Source organism: Arthrobacter sp. NPDC056493 (assembly GCF_042795115.1).
Lineage (GTDB): Bacteria > Actinomycetota > Actinomycetes > Actinomycetales > Micrococcaceae > Arthrobacter.
Genome location: NZ_JBHTSL010000005.1, coordinates 135,528 through 154,844, shown reverse-complemented (window position 1 = coordinate 154,844; position 19,317 = coordinate 135,528). Strand labels below are relative to the sequence as shown.

Below are 19,317 nucleotides of genomic sequence, written 5' to 3'. Positions count from 1 at the left end.
GCGGGCGTCCCGCGGGGGGTGCGCCCCCCCACACCGCACCCCGCACCCCCGGGGCGGGGCGGGGCCCCCTCTGCGGCGGAAAAGATGGGGCCGCCGGAAATATTCCAACGGCCCCACCCGCGAAACCGACTTAGACGCGCGGCTTCTCGCGCATCTCGAAGGTCTCGATGATGTCGCCTTCGGTGATGTCGTTGTACGAGCCAAGCCCGATACCACACTCGAAGTCCGTGCGGACCTCGGTGGCGTCGTCCTTGAAGCGCTTGAGCGTCTCCACCGTGAGGTTGTCGCCGATGACCTTGCCGCCGCGGCTGATGCGGGCCTTCGTGTTGCGTCGGATGGTGCCCGAGCGAACGATGGAACCTGCGATGTTGCCGAACTTGGAGGAACGGAACACTTCGCGGACCTCGGCGGTGCCCAGCTGGACCTCTTCGTACTCCGGCTTGAGCATGCCCTTGAGGGCCAGCTCGATGTCATCAATTGCTGCGTAGATGACGGAGTAGAAGCGCATGTCCACGCCTTCGCGGTCTGCCAGTTCGGCAACGCGCTCGGCAGGCTTGACGTTGAAGCCGATGATGACTGCGCTGTCGACCGTTGCCAGGTTGACGTCGTTCTGCGTGATCGCACCAACACCGCGGTGGATGACACGGAGCTGGACGCCTTCGCCAACATCGATCTTGAGCAGCGCGTCTTCGAGGGCTTCCACGGCACCGGACACGTCACCCTTGAGGATGAGGTTGAGGGTGTCGATCTTGCCTTCGGCGACGGCCTGGTCGAAGTCTTCCAGGCTGATGCGCTTGCGGCGCTTGGCGAGCTGGGCGTTGCGGTCGGCAGCTTCACGCTTTTCGGCGATCTGGCGGGCCGTACGCTCGTCAGCGGTCACCAGGAAGGTGTCACCGGCGCGCGGCACGTTGGACAGGCCAAGGACCTGGACCGGACGCGACGGCAGAGCGACGTCGAGGGCTTCGCCGTCTTCGTCGAACATGGCGCGGACGCGGCCGTGGGCCGTGCCGGCCACGATCGTGTCGCCGACCGCGAGGGTACCGGACTGCACCAGGACGGTGGCCACGGAACCGCGGCCCTTGTCCAGGTTCGCTTCGATAGCGATGCCTCGTGCAGCCTTGTCCGGGTTGGCCCGAAGGTCCAGCGCGGCGTCGGCGGTCAGCAGCACGGCGTCGATCAGCTCGTCGATGTTCACGTTCTGGCGGGCAGAGACCTCAACGAACATGGTGTCGCCACCGTATTCTTCCGGAACCAGGCCGTACTCGGTGAGCTGACCCTTGACCTTGTCCGGGTTCGCGCCTTCCTTGTCGATCTTGTTCACGGCCACGACGATCGGCACGTTGGCCGCCTGGGCGTGGTTGAGGGCTTCAACGGTCTGCGGCATCACGCCGTCGTCCGCTGCCACAACCAGGATGGCGATGTCCGTGACCTTCGCACCACGGGCACGCATGGCGGTGAACGCCTCGTGGCCCGGGGTATCGATGAAGGTGATGTCGCGTGCCACGCCTTCGTGCTCGTGGCTGATCTGGTAGGCACCGATGTGCTGGGTGATGCCGCCGTGCTCGCCGGCAACGACGTCGGAGTTCCGGATCGCATCCAGCAGGCGCGTCTTACCGTGGTCAACGTGACCCATCACGGTGACGACCGGCGCACGCGGCTCGAGCACTTCGTCGCCTTCAGCCTCGAGTTCGGCCTCGACGTCGATATCGAAGGCGCTGAGCAGCTCGCGCTCCTCGTCCTCCGGTGATACGACCTGCAGCTTGTAGCCGAGTTCCTCGCCGAGGAGGGCAAAGGTGTCCTCGTCCAGCGACTGTGTTGCCGTTGCCATTTCACCGAGGTGGAAGAGCACGGTAACCAGCGCGGCGGGGTTCGCCTCGATCTTGTCGGCGAAGTCCGTGATGGACGAGCCACGGCGAAGCCGGATAACGGTGTTGCCGTCGCCGCGGGGTACGCTCACGCCACCCAGCGACGGTGCGCTCATCTGCTCAAGTTCCTGGCGCTTTGCGCGCTTCGACTTGCGCTGCTTGCCGCGGCCTGCGCCGCCCTTGCCGAACGCACCCTGGGTGCCGCCGCGACCGCGGCCGCCCTTGCCGAAGCCACCGCCGGCCGGAGCACCGCCGCCGGCACCGGGACCGCCGGTGCCGGGAGCGCCGGGACGGCCGGGACCGCGGCCGCCGCCACCGGGACGGCCGGCACCTGCAGGTGCGGGACGCTCGGTGCGGTTAGGCATCATGCCAGGCGTGGGCCGGTTTCCGCCGGCACCCGGGCGGGGACCGCCGGGACGGGGGCCACCTGCACCGGCCGCAGGACGCGGGCCAGGCGTAGCGCCGGTACGCGGCGCACCGGGGCGGGGTCCGCCGGCACCGGCTGCGGGACGCGGACCACCGGGACGCTCGCCATCAGTGCGGCCGCCGCCGGGACGGGGCATGCCCTGGGACGTTGCAAACGGGTTGTTGCCCGGGCGCGGCGGACGTTCGCCGTCGCCTCCACGGCCGCGGGGCATGCCCTGGGACGTGGCGAAGGGGTTGTTTCCGGGGCGGGGGCCACCGGGACGCGGAGCGCCGCCCGGACGTGACGGAGTCTCAGCCTTGGGCGCCGGACGGGCTCCCGGCTTGGCACCAGTGGAGGGCGCAGCAGGCGCTGCAGCAGCCGGAGCTGCCGGGGCGGCCGGAGCTGCAGGCGCCTCGGCCTTGGGGGCCGGTGCCGGCGCGGGAGCCGGAGCAGGCGCCGCAGCCTTGGGGGCAGCGGGACCGGGAGCCGGCGCGGGACGGGATTCCGCCGGCCTGGCCGGGGACTTGGGGGCGGCTGCGGGGGCTTCGGACTTCGAAGCGGCGGCAGCCGGGAACGCGTTGCGGAGTTTCCGCACCACGGGGGCCTCAATGGTGGAAGAGGCGGAGCGAACAAATTCGCCCAGTTCCTGCAGTTTGGTTACTGCATCTTTGGAAGTAATACCGAGCTCTTTTGCAAGCTCATGTACGCGGACCTTGGCCACATTTCTCCTGTCTCGGTCCGCACCGAGCCAGGTACGAACCGTCTACTTCTTACTGCGGGCCCCCGCTGCGGTTACAGCTGAAAGGCCCATTGCAGAGCGCAACAAAGTTGTCATCGTTACGCACTCATCGCTGGGAACTCATCGGGTTTCCATCAGATTTCTGACCCGCTTTCAGGTTGGACGGTTGGTACTGCAGACGCCGGGACGTCCGCAGCGTGCGCTCCTGCCGTTATCCGGCGTTCGACGGCGGCGGTTCCGGTTGACCCGTTGAGGGCCCTTCCGAAGGCTCGCCGCTTGACCGCCAGGGCCAGGCACGCTTCGCTGGGGTGCAGCCATGCACCCCGGCCAGCCATCCGGCGTCGTTCATCCACCACGACGGCGGACGAACCGCCGGTGTCGGAGACAAGCCGGAGCAACTCTGACCGCGGCCCCTGTTTCCGGCATCCGATGCAGGTACGCTGCGGTTGATTCCCGAGTTGTTGCACGTGTGCCACTGCCGAGTATCTTCCTGCCTGTACCTATCTGCCTGCCCGGCCGCCCGCCACTGCCTTTCGGCAGGGCCCGGCGCACGAACACGCTGATGCCGGCCGCTGGGCGCGGCCAAGTTCTATTCTAGCCCCTCACGGGCCCCATACCCGAAACGGGAAACCGAAAGTGCCCGCCGCAGTGGCGCGCATACCGGTCAACCTACGGGCCTGTGCCGGACGGCTCTTCCTCCGTCCGGCCAGTGCTTCTAACCGCGCGGAGCGGCGGCGTCCGAGACGATATCGATCCGCCACCCCGTCAGCTTGGCGGCGAGGCGGGCGTTCTGCCCCTCCTTGCCGATGGCAAGGGAGAGCTGGTAATCCGGCACCACGACGCGGGCCGAACGGGTGGCCTCATCGGTGATAGTGACCGAATTCACGCGCGACGGCGACAGTGCGCTGGCGATGAAAGTGGCCGGATCCTCGCTGAAGTCAACGATGTCGATCTTTTCGTCGTTCAGTTCGGTCATGACCGCCCGCACGCGCGAGCCCATTTCGCCGATGCACGCACCCTTCGCGTTGATGCCCGACGTATTTGCCTTGACCGCGATCTTGGTGCGGTGCCCGGCCTCGCGGGCCAGGGCGACGATCTCCACGGAGCGGTCGGCGATCTCGGGGACCTCCAGTTCGAAAAGCTTCCGAACCAGGCCCGGGTGAGAACGGGACAGGGTGATGGACGGGCCCTTGGTGCCGCGGTGCACGTCGATCACGTACGCGCGCAGCCGGTTCCCGTGGATGTACTTCTCCCCCGGCACCTGCTCCGGCGGCGGAAGCAGCGCTTCCACGGCGCCCAGGTTGACCTGGATCATGTGCGGGTTGTTGCCCTGCTGGATCAGCCCGGCAACGAGTTCACCCTCGCGGCCCTTGAATTCGCCCAGGACGTTATCATCCTCGACGTCGCGCAGCCGCTGCAGGATGATCTGCCGGGCGGTGCTGGCGGCGATGCGGCCGAACCCGGCCGGCGTGTGTTCGAACTCGCCGATGGGGGCGCCGTCGTCGTCGATTTCCGTGGCCCAGATGGTCACGTGGCCGCTCTTGCGGTCCAGCTCCGCCCGGGCCTTCTCGAAGGCGCCCGGCGACTTGTGGTAGGCAACGAGCAGTGCCTGCTCGATCGTGGGGATGAGGAGATCCAGCGGGATTTCGCGCTCACGCTCCAGGAGTCTCAGCGCGCTCATGTCAATATCCATCAGGCCTCCTCAGAAGGTCCATTGTGCTCAGTTTCCAGACCGGCCTCGTCGAGGCGGCTGAACTCAATTTCGACTTTTCCGCTGCGGATCTTGTCGAAAGGAAGTTTTACGGGGTCGCCCTGCCTGGGCTTCATGCCCTTTTTCACGGCGAGTTCGGGGACGAGGGTCACGCCGGCGTCGTCAACGGAGCTGATCCTGCCCGTGACGTTCTCCCCTTGGATCACGTTGACCGCGACCATGCGTCCGCGGGCGCGGTGCCAGTGCCGGGGCTCGGTCAGCGGCCGCCCCACGCCGGGCGATGAAACTTCAAGGTCATACGGCCGGCTGTCCGTGCCGGGGTCGCTGTCCAGGATGTCGGAGAGTTCCTTGGAAATGTCTGCGATGACGTCAAGGCCCACTCCGCCCGTTTCTTCCTGCGGCAGATCCACCACTACGTGGACCACGCGGTTGGAACCTGCGATGTGGATGGCAACATCCTCCAGGTAAAGCCGGTGCGACTGGACTGCGGGCTCCAGCAGCGCCCGGAGGCGTTCAGCCTCGGGATTGTGGACAGCCGCGGGTTCAGCCCTTCCCGCGTCGGTCCGGTCTGATGAAGCTGTGGCTTCTACGTTGCTCACGATGCCGGCCGCCTCCCGTTAGATGATGTTGTGACTACTAGACTAGCGATTTTCCGGGCACCTTGGTGCACGGAGTTCGCGTCGGCCGTGACAACATGGTCTGTTGTGAATGACGACAGGAGCCGAAAGAGAAAGCCGGCCAGCTATCTCCGGTACGCCCTGCTGGCACTTGCTGCGTTCCTGGTGCTAAGCCTCGGTTTCGTGCTGATTCCGCGGGAATCCCCGGCGCCGGCAGCGCCTCCTTTCTCGGAGCAGGCACGCGCCGCAGCCCTTGCGGAAACCATGGACTTGAGGGCGGCCAGCCAGCAGCTCGCGGACGGATCGTCCGGCGCCCGCCGGCAGCTGTTTTCGCACACTGTGACTTTGCTGACTACGCAGGCAAGGGCGCTCCTTCTGCCGGGCGGCGCCACCGCCAGTTCTGCGGTGGGCGCAGGTTCGGCGGCCGGCTCGACGGGAACCGCCGGCGCGTCCGGAACCACAGGGCCCGCCGCCACGGCATCATCGGGCGAAGCAACCTCCGGCACGGCAACACTGCCGGCGCTGGTGTCCGCGCTGTCCAAGAGCGGCAAAGCACGTCTGGTCCATGCCGGGAAGGCCGACGGCGGGATGGCCCGCCTGCTTGCCGCGGTAGGAACCGCTCAGCTGCTTCAGGCGACGGCACTGGCACAGGCTGCCGGGACGCCGCCGCCTGCGCTCCAGGCGCCGGCGGCAACGCAGCGCAACGCGGCCACGGCGTGCTCCGTCGCCAGCCCCTCCGGATCACAGGATGGCGCCCAACCAGTCCCCGGTGGCCAGTCCACCCAAACATCGGAACCATCCGGCCGTGCCACGCTGGCAGCAGCGCTCAACCGGGTGGTCAGGACAGAAGTTGAAACCGTGTACGGCTACCAGGTGGCGCTGACGCGCCTGGACGGGCCGGCCGCGGACCAGGCCGCCTCCCTGCTGGCCACGCACGAAGCCCTGGCTGGCCAGGCAGAGGCGTACACGCGCGTTCACTGCGTGTCCGTTCCTCCCCGTGAACCGGGCTACACCCTGGGCACCTCGTTCCTTCAGAAACCGGCCGCTGGTCTGGCAAGCCTCGAGGCCGGAACTCTTCCAGTATATGGCGACCTCGTGGCCCTGAGCGACGGTGAGACCCGGCAGTGGGCCGTCTCCTCACTGGTCGCGGCTGCCCAGCGGACCACGCGCTGGGGCTCCGATCCGGGACCCGTACCGGGCATTGTGCTGGACACCGCGCTCCTGCCGGAGCTTCCTGAACCGGCTGCGCCTTCGCCGCGCCAGACGGGCGGCGGCGCAGCGGCAACACCCGCCGCACCTTAGCCGCCGGGCCGCCGGCGGCCGGGTTGTACGGAGTCGGCCGATGACATTTCCACTGGCAGGCGGCTGCCCCCAAGTGGTTTGCTGGACTCATGGAATCAGCGGACAAACCGGCGTTGCCCCCTGACGGGCAGCACGAGAATGAGCCCCACAACAACGACATCGTGCACCGCCTGAACTGGCTGCGTGCCGGTGTCCTCGGAGCCAACGACGGGATCGTGTCGGTCGCGGCAATTGTGGTGGGCGTCGCCGGTGCGACCAGCGAGCACGGCCCCATCCTCGCTGCCGGTGCTGCCGGACTCGTCGGCGGTGCTGTATCCATGGCCCTGGGCGAGTACGTCTCGGTCAGCAGCCAGAGCGACAGCCAGAAGGCGCTGATCGAGAAGGAACGGCGCGAACTGGCTGAGGAACCGGAAGAGGAGCTGCTGGAGCTCGCCGCGATCTACCGGAGCAAGGGCCTCAGCGAGGAAACAGCGCGGAATGTAGCCCGGGAACTGACCGAGCACGATGCCCTGGCCGCGCACCTTTCCGCGGAGCTCAACATCGATGAACAGGACATCGTCAGCCCCTGGCATGCCGCCTTTGCGTCAGCCATCGCCTTCACGCTGGGTGCCATACTGCCGATGCTCGCCATCCTGCTGCCTCCGGAAAACATTCGGGTTGCAGTGACGTTTGGAGCCGTACTGCTGGCCCTGGCCGTGACGGGCGCCGTCGGCGCGTGGATCGGCGGTGGCTCGAAAACCCGGGCGGGGGCACGCGTGGTGGTGGGCGGCGGCCTTGCCCTGGCCGCGACGTTCACCATCGGCAATCTGCTGGGCGCCAGCGGCATCGTGTAGGCGTACCCGGCCCGCCCCCTTCCACCTACCCAATCCGCGGGGTCCGCTCTACTACGCTGGTGCTGTGAGCCCGCCAGCAGACGTTCCCATCCCTCCGGACCTGACGCGCCGCTATTCCCGCAGCAGCGCCGGCAGGGCCTGGCTGGCGTCGCTGCCGGAAATGATCCGCGGCCGGCTGGACCAGTGGCAGCTTGAGCTTGACCTTGAACCGGGAGCTCTTCCGTGGAGCGGACACGGCGGTGTTGTGGTGCCGGTCCGCGCGGCAGGATCGGATGCGGTACTGAAGGTGGCCTTTCCGCATGATGAAGCGCTCGTGGAACGCCACGCGCTGGCCCTGTGGAACGGCCGCGGCGCGGTGAAGTTGCTGGCTTCCGACGCCGGAACGTGTTCCATGCTCCTTGAGCGCCTGGACGCGGTCAGGTCGCTCCGGACAGAGCCGATGGACACCGCCGTTGAGGTGTGGGGCGGTCTGATGCGGCAGCTGAGCCTGGCGCCCGACGGCCGGCCCCAGTGGCAGGAATTCGTGCACGTGGCCGCCCGGGCCGAACAGTGGAGCGACGACCTGCCCGCCGAATGGGAACAACTGGGCCGTCCGTTTCCCCGGTGGCTGCTGGAGGCAGCACTCGAGGTTTGCCAGACCAGGGGCGCTGTGGGCCGCCGCTCCTCCGTGGACGTCCTGGTGAACACGGACTTCCACTACCTCAACATCCTGGCCAGGCCGGAAGCGCCCGGGCCTGGACCTGGAAGCACAACGGCCGGAACTACCGTCACCGACGGCTTCGCCGCCATCGACCCCCAGCCGATGGTCGGTGAGGCGGAATTCGCCGTGGCTCCCCTGCTCTGGAACCGGATACCGGACCTGCCCGCATCGGATCCGGCCGCCGGCCTGCTGGCGAGGTGCCATGACTTCAGTGTCGCGGCCGGGCTTGACCCGGAAGTGGCTCGGCAGTGGAGCCTGGCCCGGGAGGTGGACAACGCCCTGCACTACGCCTCGAGGCCGGGCCACGGCGGCGACACGGCTCGCTCGCTGTGGGTGGCCAGCACACTTGCAGGGCGGACCCTGGACGGGCTTCCGGCTGCCCACGACTTGCCCGAACCGGGCGAGGACGCCATGAATGCCTCCCCGCCGCAGGGCCGTTAGGCCCGGACCCCTAGCGGACCGCTTCGACGGCTGCCCGCACGGCCTCCACAGCGGTAGCGACGTCGTCGGCGTCGGTGGTCCAGTTGCTGACAGATATGCGCACCACGTCCCTGCCGTGCCAACGGGATCCGGACATCCACACCCTGCCGTCGGCAATGAGCCGGTCCGCCACGCGCCGGGTGGTGGCGTCTTCGCCGAAAGCCACCGTGATCTGCGTGTATCCGACGTCGTTGAGTACTTCCACCCCGTCAATTGCGGTGAGCTTTTCTGCGAGCTGGGCGGCGGACGAGGCCAGACGGCGTATCTGTTCGGCCACGCCGTCCCTGCCCAGGGACCTCAGCGCTGCCCAGACCGGCACTCCCCTGGCCCTGCGGGAGAGCTCGGAAACCCGCTGGCTGGGATCTCCCGAGCCGTCAGCATCCTGGAGGAGGTAACTGGCGTTCAGCCCCATCGCGCTGCGCAGCGCCTGCGCGTCCTGAACGGCGACGACGCCGCAGTCGTAGGGGACGTTGAGGCTTTTGTGGGCGTCGGTGGCCCACGAGTCGGCCCGCGCCACACCGGCGGTCAGCCCCGCGAGTTCGGGTACCGCCGCAGCCCAGAGCCCGAAGGCCCCATCCACATGCACCCAGGCACCGTGTGCCTTGGACACCGCGACGGCTGCCGCGAAGGGGTCGAAGGCTCCGGAGTGGAGGTTTCCGGCCTGCAGGCACACCAGCACCAGGGCAGGTCCGGGTCCGTGGGCTCCGCCGGGTTGGGCGGCGCCGGCTGGAGCGGCGCCGGCATCAACCGCAGAAGCATGTTCCAGGGCGATCCGGTCCAGGGCACAGTCCAGCTCCGCAGCGTCGATGCGTCCCTGGCTGTCGGCCGGAACCACGGTAGGTCTTCCCAGGCCCAGGTAGCGCAGCGCGAGGTCCACGGTCTCGTGCCGTTCCTCCCCCACCAGGCAGTGGATACGGGGCGCCCCGAAGAGCCCGTCGCGTTCCAGGTCCCAGCCGGCGTCCTGGAGGAGCCGCCACCGGGCGGCCGCCAGCCCGGTGAAGTTGGCCATGGTGGCCCCGGTGACAAAACCGACGTCGGACTCCTCCGGCAGGCCCAACAGCTGCAGCAGCCAGTGGCCGGCCGCATCCTCGATGGCGGCGATGGCAGGGGTGGCGTAGCGGAGCACCGAGTTCTGGTCCCAGGAACTGACCAGCCAGTCGGCCGCCATGGCGGCCGGGAGGGTGCCGCCGATGACCCAGCCGAAAAAGCGTCCGGACGGCATGGCCATGAGGCCCGGTTCGGCGTGGCTGGCCAGGTAGTCCACAACGTCGGCCGGGGCCATGCCGGACTGTGGCAGCGCACCGTCGAACGCTGCGGCAAGTTCCCGGGCTGCCTGCTGCGGACCTACCCGGCGGCTGGGCTGGCTTTCCAGCCAGCGCGTGGCGTGCCGGACGGCTGCGGCCAAGGCGTCCCGGTACGGTTCCGCACCTGCTGACATAGAGGCATGCTACGCCGTCCCGGGACCGCCCGCGAGGACGCGTTCAGCTCAGGCGAAGTTCTCCTGCCAGACATCGAAGGCGAGCTTGACGATCAGGGCAAAAACCACCACGAGGAACACCACGCGCACGAATTTGCTCCCCTGCTTCACAGCAGTGCGCGCACCGAGGTAGCCCCCGGCCATGTTCGCCGCGCCCAGCAGCAGGCCAACCCCCCAGAGCAGGGAGCCGTGCGGGAGGAAAAATATGAGCGCCCCGGCGTTCGTGGCCACGTTGACGATTTTCGCCTTGGCACTGGCCTCCAGGAACGCATACCCCATCGCCGAGACCAGCGCGATCACCAGGAACGATCCGGTGCCCGGTCCGATCAGGCCGTCGTAGAACCCGATGACGGCGCCGAAGGCACAGGCCACCACATAATGCGTGTGACCGTCGTGCCGGAGCTCGGTGACGTGGCCGGCGTCGGGCTTAAGGGCCGTGAACAGCGCGACGGCGACCAGGGCCACCACGATGATCGGCTTGAACACCTCCGCCGGGAGCCGGGTGGCCAGCAGCGCCCCGCCAAAGCTGCCGGTCAACGCGATCACGGCCATCGGCAATGCCGTCCGCAGATCGGGTCTGACGCGGCCGTAGTAGGTCACGGCGCTGGTGGTGGTGCCGAAGATGGAGCCCATCTTGTTGGTGCCCAATGCCTGTACCGGGGTGATCCCCGGCACGAGCAGCAGCGCCGGCAGCTGCAGTAGGCCGCCGCCGCCCACGACGGCGTCCACCCAGCCTGCGGAGAAGCCAGCCACCACTATCAGGACGATGGTGGCGAGCTGGATCGATTCGAACCCGGAAACCACTTAGGGGGTCGGGCGTCAGTTGCTGCGGACGGCGTTGACCACGTAGTCAACGGCCTTGTCCACGGCCACGTTCTCAGCCTCGCCGCTGCGGCGGTCCTTGATTTCGACGACGCCGTCGGCCAGTCCCTTACCGACGGCAAGGATGGTGGGCACGCCCACAAGCTCGGCGTCGCCGAACTTGACGCCCGGGGACACCTTGGGCCGGTCGTCGTAAATGACCTCCAGGCCCGCGCCTTCCAGCTCGAGGGCGAGCTGCTCAGCGGCGGCGAAGATCTCCTCGCCGCGGCCGACTGCCACGACGTGCACGTCGGCCGGAGCCACGGAGCGGGGCCAGACGAGGCCCTTGGCGTCGTGGTTGGATTCCGCCAGGGCGGCCACGGCACGGGTAACGCCCACGCCGTAGGAGCCCATGGTGACCACCACCTGCTTGCCGTTCTGGTCAAGGACCTTCAGTTCCAGCGCTTCGGCGTACTTGCGGCCCAGCGCGAAGATGTGTCCCATCTCGATGCCGCGTGCAGTCTCGAGCGGTCCGGAGCCGTCCGGGGCTTCGTCACCGGCGCGCACTTCGGTGCATTCGATGACGCCATCCCAGGTGAAGTCGCGTCCCGCGACGAGCCCGAACACGTGCTTGCCGGCCATGTTGGAGCCGGTCACCCAGGCCGTGCCGTTGACGACGCGCGGATCCACCAGGTACAGGAGCTTGGCGGCGCCTTCCAGGCCAAGGAGGGGGGCGTTCTGGGACATGCCCGGGCCGAGGTAACCGCGCACGATGAGCGGGTTGCGGGCCAGGTCCTCCTCGCCCGCGGCTTCAACGGCGATTTCACCGGCGACAGGGAGGTAGGCGCCGATGTTGGCCTCGACGCGCTTGAGGTCGACACCCCGGTCGCCGGGGACGCCGAGGACCACGATCTGGCGCTCCCCGGTGGGCAGGGTGACGGCGAGAACAACGTTCTTGAGCGTGTCAGCAGCAGTCCAGGGACCGCCGTCGGCCTCGCTGCGCGGCACGAGTTCGTTGGAGGCAGCCACGAGCGTGTCGATCGTGGGGGTGTTCGGGGTATCGCGGATTTCCGCCGCCGGAGCATTGGTGAAGTCGATCTCGGCCGGAACCACCGTGGTCACGGCTTCGACGTTGGCGGCGTAGCCGCCGGCCGACCGCACGAAGGTGTCCTCACCGACGTCGGTGGGGTGCAGGAATTCCTCGCTCTTGGAGCCGCCCATGGCACCGGCCGTGGCCGTCACGGGAATCACTTCCAGGCCCAGCCGCTCGAAGATCTTCAGGTACGCCGCCCGGTGGGCGGCGTAGCTGGCGTCCAACCCGGCGTCGTCGACGTCGAACGAGTACGAGTCCTTCATGATGAATTCGCGGCCGCGGAGGAGGCCGGCGCGCGGACGTGCCTCGTCGCGGTACTTGTTCTGGATCTGGTAGATGCTCAGTGGCAGGTCCTTGTACGAGGAGTACAGGTCCTTGACCAGAAGAGTGAACATCTCCTCGTGCGTGGGGGCCAGCAGGTAGTCGCCGCCCTTGCGGTCCTTCAGCCGGAACAGCCCTTCGCCGTATTCGGTCCAGCGGTTGGTGGCCTCGTAGGGTTCCTTCGGGAGCAGCGCGGGGAAGTGGACTTCCTGGGCGCCGATTTCTGCCATCTCTTCGCGGATGATCTGTTCCACCTTCCGCAGGACGCTCAGTCCCAGCGGCAGCCAGGTGTAGATGCCCGGAGCCGCGCGGCGGATGTAGCCCGCGCGCACGAGCAGCCGGTGGCTGGCCACCTCGGCGTCGGCGGGGTCTTCACGCAGGGTGCGCAGGAAAAGCTTGGAGAGTCGAAGAACCACGGGTAGGTGTCCGTTTCTGGGGGAAGTGCTGATTGTCTGGGTACTAATCTACCGGCTGGGCAGCAGTACAGGTTTCCGGACCCTGTGGCTGCTGAACAGAAAAGCCACGCCCCGCAGGAGAAGCCCCTGGCCGCTTCCGGCTGGTCATCCCTGTGGTGGCGTGGCTTCGCGGCCGGTCATGCCGCTAATTCTCTGAGACCACCCGAGTCCGAAAACGCGGTTAGAAAGAACCTATGTGATAGCGGTCACCGATTCAAATCCCGTTTGGCCGGGGTCTTGGCCGCCGGCTAGAAGAGAACTGTAGCGAAGGTCCCCACCTGCCGGAAGCCGACGCGCTCGTACGTTGCCCGCGCCCGGGAATTGTAGTCGTTGACGTAAAGGCTGGTGACCGGTGCCATCTTCTGGGCCAGCAGCACAACGGCTGCCATGTAGCCGGCACTCAGGCCGAGTCCGCGGTGGCTGGGATTCATCCACACGCCCTGCACCTGGGTGACCTCGGCGGTGACGGCACCGAGCTCGGCCTTGAACACGACTTCGCCGTCCTTCAGGTGGACCAGGGAGTGACCCTGGCGGATCAGGCCGGCCACCCGCCGGCTGTAGAAATCGCGGCCGCCGAGGTAGGGCGAGTAGCCAACCTCTTCCTCGAACATCGCCGCACAGGCGGGGAGGATGGCGTCAAAATCCGCGTAGTGCCCGTACCCCAGCTCCCAGTTCGGCTCCACGGCCGGGGCGCCGGTGATGGTCATGAGCGGCTGGTCGGGCCGCACCTCGTGGGCAACCTGGCCCAGCTCCTCAAGGTTGCGGTGCAGGGCAAGAACCGTGGCGGCCGGTCCGAAGATCGACGCGTACCGGCGCCCGGAGCGGTGGGCCGCAGCAGCCACCGGTCCGGCAAACCCCGGGTCGAGCTGGACGGGGACCAGGTTGGCGCCTGCCCAGCAGGCGCCAACCAGCACGTCGTCGTCGAAAACGCCCAGAACGTTCGCGCCGCCCGGGGTAGGCGCGGCGGAGTCCGTTGACTCCAGGTGCGCGAGGATGAACACGTTGGCGACGGGATCCGCCCCGGCCAGTTCGCGCAGTTGGCGGGTGTCCGCCACACCCAGTACCCGGACGGTGGCACCGTCCGGCGCGGCGCCGTCCTTATGAGACGCTAACCACGGGGCTACCCTTGACAGCATCTTCGCCATCGGCCTCCCCCATCTCTTCCGCGATACGCATGGCCTCTTCGATCAGTGTCTCAACAATCTGGCTCTCGGGGACAGTCTTGATGACCTCGCCCTTCACAAATATCTGGCCCTTGCCGTTGCCGGAGGCGACGCCGAGGTCGGCTTCCCGCGCCTCACCCGGACCGTTGACTACACAGCCCATGACGGCGACGCGCAGCGGGATCTCCATTCCCTCAAGCCCGGCGGTGACCTGTTCGGCGAGCGTGTAGACGTCCACCTGGGCACGCCCGCAGGATGGGCACGAAACGATTTCCAGCTTGCGGGGGCGCAGGTTCAGCGACTGCAGAATCTGGTTGCCCACCTTGATCTCCTCAACGGGAGGGGCGGAGAGGGACACCCGGATGGTGTCGCCGATGCCGCGCGAGAGGAGGGCACCGAACGCCGTGGCCGACTTGATGGTTCCCTGGAAGGCCGGTCCTGCCTCCGTCACGCCAAGGTGCAGAGGCCAGTCGCCCTTCTCGGCCAGCATCTCGTAGGCCGCCACCATGATCACCGGGTCATTGTGCTTGACGGAGATCTTGAAGTCGTGGAAGCCGTGCTCCTCGAACAGCGAGGCTTCCCAGACCGCGGATTCGACCAGGGCCTCCGGGGTGGCCTTGCCATATTTCTTCAGAATGCCCGGCTCCAGCGACCCGGCGTTCACGCCGATGCGGATGGAGGTGCCGTGGTCCTTGGCCGCCTTGGCGATCTCCTTGACCTGGTCGTCGAACTTGCGGATGTTGCCCGGGTTGACCCGCACCGCCGCGCAGCCCGCCTCGATGGCCGCGAAGACGTACTTCGGCTGGAAGTGGATATCGGCGATGACCGGGATCTGCGACTTCCGGGCGATGATTGGAAGCGCCTCGGCGTCATCGGCCGACGGGCAGGCCACACGGACGATGTCACAGCCGGAGGCCGTCAGCTCGGCAATCTGCTGCAGCGTGGCGTTGATGTCCGTGGTGGGCGTGGTGGTCATCGACTGCACGCTGATGGGGAAATCGGAACCGACGCCGACGGAGCCTACCTTGATCTGACGCGTCTTGCGTCGCGGGGCAAGGACGGGCGGCGGTGCGGATGGCATTCCCAGGCTGACCGAGGTCACGTGGACTCCTTGAATTCGAAAATCGGTGGTGCGGGGCGGCTAGGCTGCGTGCTCAGCCAGGAGACCGGTCACGGGTGCCCATTCGGTGGTTCGCGTGCCGGAAATGACGCCAGCTGCCGCGAAGGGATCCTGCCGGAGGATCTCGTTGAGTGCGGCTTCGTCGGCCGCCTTGAAAATGAGCAGGGCGCCTGCGCCGTCGCCGTAGGGTCCGCTGGCAAGAAGGGTGCCGTCCTGCGCCAGTCCTGCAGTCCACTCACGGTGTGCGGGGCGGGTGGCCGCGCGCGTTTCGGAGGACTCGGCGTCGTATACGTACTCAACAGCAAAAACAGTCATAGAGACACCCTATCCCGCAGCAGGGCTAGCCGAGGAGCACGACCTTTGTGAAGGCGGCAACTCCCGCCGCCCAGAGCATGGAGGCCAGGGTGCCGATGATGAACCGCTCCGCAGCCACGGGCGTTTCCTTGAGCTCCGCGAACCGGCCCAGGCCCTTGATGGCCACCACATACGCGATGGCCACGGGCTGCCCGGCGAGGATGGCCAAGCAGACAGCCAGCCGCTCGAGCACTCCGATGATGGCCCCGCCCCGGAGAATCCGTGTGGCCGGAGCCGCGCCTCCGGGTTCCGGCGCGGCGGCGCTCCCGGCGTCCACCGTGATGTCACCGTTCACCGTGTTGCCCCTATCGTCTGCGGCCCGGCTGTCGGCAGTGGCGGGACTGTCCACGGTCACGTCCGCCGACGGATCGTCAGCGCCGTCCCTGCCTGTGGCGGCGGCATCGGCTTTGTCGTCGATAGTGCGGGCCAGGCGGAAAACCAGCGCTGTGACAGGCCAGCCTACGAACCCGGCCGTCAGCAGGGCGGCTGCGATCCAGACAGCGTTCACGGTTCTCCTCGGTTGTCGTCGCCGTCCTGGTTTCCAGAGATGGGGTTCTCGGGGGTGGGGTTCTCAAGATTGAGGCGGTGGGCGGTCGCCAGCAGCATTTTCACCGCTGGCCTTGCCGCCCATTCTTCCTGCCAGCCCGACCGGAGGACGGCCCGGCTCACCGACTGCTCACTGATTCCCAGTTCCCCGGCGGTCTGTTTCTGCAGTCCGTGGCGTCCAGGACCCTGCTCGGTGCCGGCCCCGCCCTTCGCCCGGAGGGCATCCACCACACGCCACTGGGCCTCAGTCCGCTCCTGCACCAGCCTCCCGACCAGCCGCAGCACCGCCTCGGCGTTGGCGCACGCCTCGGCCGCCTCGTGCCCGCGGCTCCCCGCTACCACGGCCGCGGGGACATGGCTCGCGGCCGACTTGGCCCGTTCCACCGCCCTCCGCGCCGCGACAAACGCGGCTCCGGATCCTTCCCGGGGGCTGGCATCCGGTGGCAGGGTTCCCGGACCCACGCCGATTCCCACGTACCAGTGGCCGCTTCGCAGGGCCTGCAGCGCCACGTCGACCACGAGGGCCGGGTCCTGCAGAACCCCCTGCACTTCGTCGCCGACGGAGCGTTCAAAGCGGACACCGGGATGGCCAGCGAGGGCTCCGAGGAGCTCGGGCACACGGTCCACGTCATTGGTGCTGCCACGCTGGTCGATGGTTAGAACGTACATGACTAAACCGTATCCGGCTTATATTCACAGATCAATCATTTCGAGCTGATTTTTGATAATCAGCCGGAAAGAGCTTATAAAAAAAGATCAGCCGAAGAGATTCACCGGCTTAACGATGTCCGCATAGATCAGCAGCGCGCCCATTCCCATGAGCAGCGCGGCCACCACATAGGTCACCGGCAGCAGCTTCGCGATGTCAAACGCGCCCGGGTCGGGTTTGCCGAACAGCTTCGCGACCCGCCGCCGCACGGCCTCGAAGAGTGCGCCGGCCACGTGGCCGCCGTCGAGCGGGAGCAGCGGGATCAGGTTGAAAACGGCAAGGGCAAAGTTCAGCCCGGCGAGGAGTCCCACCAAGGCGGCAAGCCGCGCCTGGGCCGGCACTTCCTCCATTGCGGCCACCTCGCCCGCCACGCGGCCCACGCCCACCACACTGATGGGGCCGTTGGGGTCGCGGGGTTCTTCGCTGAACGCCGCCTTGGCAACTCCAACTACCCGGGCCGGCAGGTTGAGCACCACCCCGGCCACCTGTTTGATGTTCTCCCCTGCCATGGGCAGGACGGACGACGCCGGCTGGGGAACCAAGGCGGTCTGCGCACCGATGCCCAGGAAGCCGACGTCCTGGTACAGGAGCTTTCCGGCGTCGTCCTTCGCCTGGCGACCGTCCGCCCCGACCACCGGGCGTGCGGACAGCACGGGGGTGACGGTGCTGGTCACCGGCGAGCCGTTGCGCACCACGGTGATGGACACTTCCTTGCCGGCGGAAGCACGGATCCAGCCCGTCAGCTGGTCCCAGCTGGTGACGGTTTTCCCGTCGAAGGCGGTGATGACGTCGTTGGGCTTGAGCTGGGCTGCAGCTGCCGGTGTCGGCTTGCAGTCCGCCGAGTTTGGATCGACGGTCTCCCCCACCTTCACCTGGCACTTGGAGACATCGGCGATGGTGGTGGTGGGCTCGGAAATGCCGAAGCCCATGAGGAGCACCGCCGTGAGTACGAGGCCGATCAGCAGGTTCATGGCCGGGCCGCCGAGCATGATGATGATCTTCTTCCAGACCGGGAGCCGGTAGAACACGCGGTGCTCATCCCCGGGTCCCACATCCTCGTGCGCCATGGAACGGGCCTCGCTGGCCAGCGTCTGGAACATGCCGGTGCTGGACGGGCGCACGGAACCGTCCACCTTGTTGGGCGGGTACATGCCGATCATCGACACATAACCGCCAAGCGGAAGCGCCTTGAAGCCGTACTCGGTCTCACCCTTTTTGGTCGACCAGATGGTGGGACCGAAGCCGATCATGTACTTGGTGACGCGCACCTTGAACAGCTTGGCGGGCACCAGGTGGCCCACCTCATGCAGCGCAATAGATACCGCGATGCCGACCGCCACAAAGACGACACCAAGGATAAAGAGAATGACGGGACTCATGCTTGAGATCTGCTGCTTCCTAGAGACTGCTCACTGCTAAACGTTCGTGGGTGCGCGCACGTGCCCATTTCTCAGCATCGAGCACGGATCCGACCGTCAGCCCGGAGGAACCCGAGTGTTCGCTGAGGACGGCCTCGATGGTGTCCACGATGTCCGTGAACCGGATCCTGCCTGCGTGGAAAGCCACGACGGCTTCCTCGTTGGCGGCGTTGAACACTGCGGGATAGGTGCTTCCCAGTCCCGCGGCGTCCTTGGCAAGCCGGACGGCGGGAAAGGCTACGGCGTCCAGCGGCTCGAACGTCCAGCTGGTGGCACGGGTCCAGTCGCAGGGCGTGGCCGCGCTGGGCACCCGGTCCGGCCAGCCCAGGCCCAGCGCAATCGGCAGGCGCATGTCCGGCGGCGACGCCTGGGCAATGGTCGAACCATCCACGAACTGCACCATCGAGTGGATCACGGACTGCGGGTGGACCACCACGTCGATCCGGTCCAGGGGAATGTCGAACAGCAGGTGCGCCTCAATGACTTCCAGGCCCTTGTTCACCAGGCTGGCCGAGTTGGTGGTGACCATCAGGCCCATGTCCCAGGTGGGGTGGGCCAGCGCTTCTTCGGGGGTCACGGCGAACAACTCTTCGCGGGTACGGCCGCGGAAGGGCCCGCCCGAGGCAGTCAGGATGAGCTTGTCCACCTCTGCGGCGGTCCCGGAGCGCAGGCATTGCGCGATGGCCGAGTGCTCGGAGTCAACCGGCACGATCTGCCCCTCCGCTGCGGCGGCCTTGACCAGCGACCCGCCAACGATCAGGGATTCCTTGTTGGCCAGCGCCAGGGTTGCGCCGGATTCCAGTGCGGCGAGCGTGGGCGCCAGCCCGATCGAGCCCGTAATGCCGTTGAGCACCACGTCCGCCTTCACGGCAGCGATCCTGGCCGAGGCGTCGGGGCCGGCGATGATCTCGGGACGGTACTGTCCGATCCCCGCTGCGCGCGCGGCGTCATTGATCAGGTCCCGGAGGCGCCCGGGATCGCCGTCGGCGATGCCCACGGCACCGGCCCGCGTATGCACGGCCTGCCGGGCAAGAAGTTCGAGGTTGCCGCCCCCGGCGCTCAGCGCCACAACCTCGAAAAGGTGCGGGGCGCCGTCGACGACGTCAATCGCCTGGGTGCCGATGGAACCGGTGGACCCGAGAATGACGATGGTGCGCGGCTGGCTGGCTGGACGGCTGGAGCCGGAAGTCTGCATGCCTTAAGTATC

17 protein-coding genes are annotated in these 19,317 nt (G+C 67.5%); 3 read left to right on the top strand and 14 right to left on the bottom strand.

All coding sequences use genetic code 11. From position 1 onward, the window contains the following. Window positions 1-130: 130 nt before the first annotated feature. From infB to rimP, 4 genes are all read right to left on the bottom strand, one after another. Window positions 131-2,992, bottom strand: a complete 2,862-nt coding sequence (gene infB, locus ACFQ50_RS03925) for a translation initiation factor IF-2 (RefSeq protein WP_377994205.1) — start codon at window positions 2,990-2,992, stop codon at window positions 131-133. A 152-nt stretch (window positions 2,993-3,144) separates the two neighbouring features. Further along, window positions 3,145-3,477: a YlxR family protein gene (locus tag ACFQ50_RS03920; protein WP_377994211.1), complete on the bottom strand. Its 333-nt coding sequence runs from the start codon at window positions 3,475-3,477 to the stop codon at window positions 3,145-3,147. A gap of 248 nt (window positions 3,478-3,725) precedes the next feature. After that, complete coding sequence (gene nusA, locus ACFQ50_RS03915) at window positions 3,726-4,703, bottom strand: transcription termination factor NusA (protein ID WP_377994204.1); 978 nt, start codon at window positions 4,701-4,703, stop codon at window positions 3,726-3,728. Next, window positions 4,703-5,320 (bottom strand): ribosome maturation factor RimP, encoded by a 618-nt coding sequence (gene rimP, locus ACFQ50_RS03910; RefSeq protein ID WP_377994203.1) that lies wholly within the window; start codon window positions 5,318-5,320, stop codon window positions 4,703-4,705. Before rimP ends, nusA begins: the two co-directional genes overlap by 1 nt. 87 nt (window positions 5,321-5,407) lie before the next feature. On the opposite strand from rimP, the gene ACFQ50_RS03905 reads away from it, so the two are divergent. From ACFQ50_RS03905 to ACFQ50_RS03895, 3 genes are all read left to right on the top strand, one after another. Then, a complete protein-coding gene (locus ACFQ50_RS03905; RefSeq protein ID WP_377994202.1) occupies window positions 5,408-6,640 on the top strand; it encodes a ferritin-like domain-containing protein in 1,233 nt (410 codons plus the stop codon). A gap of 89 nt (window positions 6,641-6,729) precedes the next feature. Further along, window positions 6,730-7,473: a VIT family protein gene (locus ACFQ50_RS03900; RefSeq protein WP_377994201.1), complete on the top strand. Its 744-nt coding sequence runs from the start codon at window positions 6,730-6,732 to the stop codon at window positions 7,471-7,473. 64 nt (window positions 7,474-7,537) lie between these two features. Beyond that, entirely contained in the window at window positions 7,538-8,614 is a 1,077-nt protein-coding gene (locus ACFQ50_RS03895; protein WP_377994200.1) for an aminoglycoside phosphotransferase family protein, read from the top strand. Window positions 8,615-8,624: 10 nt separating this feature from the next. Here ACFQ50_RS03895 and ACFQ50_RS03890 read toward each other — a convergent pair whose 3' ends face one another. The 10 genes from ACFQ50_RS03890 to dxr all read right to left on the bottom strand — a co-directional run bounded on the left by ACFQ50_RS03890 (window position 8,625) and on the right by dxr (window position 19,305). Then, window positions 8,625-10,091, bottom strand: coding sequence for a pyridoxal phosphate-dependent decarboxylase family protein (locus ACFQ50_RS03890; protein WP_377994199.1), 1,467 nt, complete (start codon window positions 10,089-10,091; stop codon window positions 8,625-8,627). Window positions 10,092-10,139: 48 nt separating this feature from the next. Beyond that, window positions 10,140-10,934 (bottom strand): sulfite exporter TauE/SafE family protein, encoded by a 795-nt coding sequence (locus ACFQ50_RS03885; protein WP_377994198.1) that lies wholly within the window; start codon window positions 10,932-10,934, stop codon window positions 10,140-10,142. Window positions 10,935-10,949: 15 nt separating this feature from the next. Continuing rightward, a complete protein-coding gene (locus ACFQ50_RS03880; RefSeq protein WP_377994197.1) occupies window positions 10,950-12,761 on the bottom strand; it encodes a proline--tRNA ligase in 1,812 nt (603 codons plus the stop codon). A 287-nt stretch (window positions 12,762-13,048) separates the two neighbouring features. Next, window positions 13,049-13,936 carry a GNAT family N-acetyltransferase gene (locus tag ACFQ50_RS03875; RefSeq protein ID WP_377994210.1) on the bottom strand — a complete coding sequence of 296 codons (888 nt, stop codon included), beginning with the start codon at window positions 13,934-13,936 and terminating at the stop codon, window positions 13,049-13,051. Then, complete coding sequence (gene ispG / locus ACFQ50_RS03870) at window positions 13,899-15,065, bottom strand: flavodoxin-dependent (E)-4-hydroxy-3-methylbut-2-enyl-diphosphate synthase (protein ID WP_377994196.1); 1,167 nt, start codon at window positions 15,063-15,065, stop codon at window positions 13,899-13,901. Before ispG ends, ACFQ50_RS03875 begins: the two co-directional genes overlap by 38 nt. 39 nt (window positions 15,066-15,104) lie before the next feature. Beyond that, window positions 15,105-15,398: a YciI family protein gene (locus ACFQ50_RS03865; RefSeq protein ID WP_377990890.1), complete on the bottom strand. Its 294-nt coding sequence runs from the start codon at window positions 15,396-15,398 to the stop codon at window positions 15,105-15,107. Between the two features lie 25 nt (window positions 15,399-15,423). Continuing rightward, on the bottom strand, window positions 15,424-15,945 hold the full coding sequence (locus ACFQ50_RS03860; protein WP_377994195.1) for a hypothetical protein: 522 nt from the start codon (window positions 15,943-15,945) through the stop codon (window positions 15,424-15,426). Next, the gene (locus ACFQ50_RS03855) at window positions 15,942-16,652 is read right to left on the bottom strand and encodes a MarR family transcriptional regulator (RefSeq protein WP_377994194.1); all 711 of its coding nucleotides are present in this window, start codon (window positions 16,650-16,652) and stop codon (window positions 15,942-15,944) included. The genes ACFQ50_RS03860 and ACFQ50_RS03855 overlap by 4 nt, the downstream gene beginning before the upstream one ends. Before the next feature lie 87 nt (window positions 16,653-16,739). Next, window positions 16,740-18,071: a M50 family metallopeptidase gene (locus tag ACFQ50_RS03850; protein ID WP_377994193.1), complete on the bottom strand. Its 1,332-nt coding sequence runs from the start codon at window positions 18,069-18,071 to the stop codon at window positions 16,740-16,742. Between the two features lie 19 nt (window positions 18,072-18,090). Next, window positions 18,091-19,305: a 1-deoxy-D-xylulose-5-phosphate reductoisomerase gene (dxr, locus tag ACFQ50_RS03845; RefSeq protein ID WP_377994192.1), complete on the bottom strand. Its 1,215-nt coding sequence runs from the start codon at window positions 19,303-19,305 to the stop codon at window positions 18,091-18,093. Window positions 19,306-19,317 lie beyond the last annotated feature (12 nt).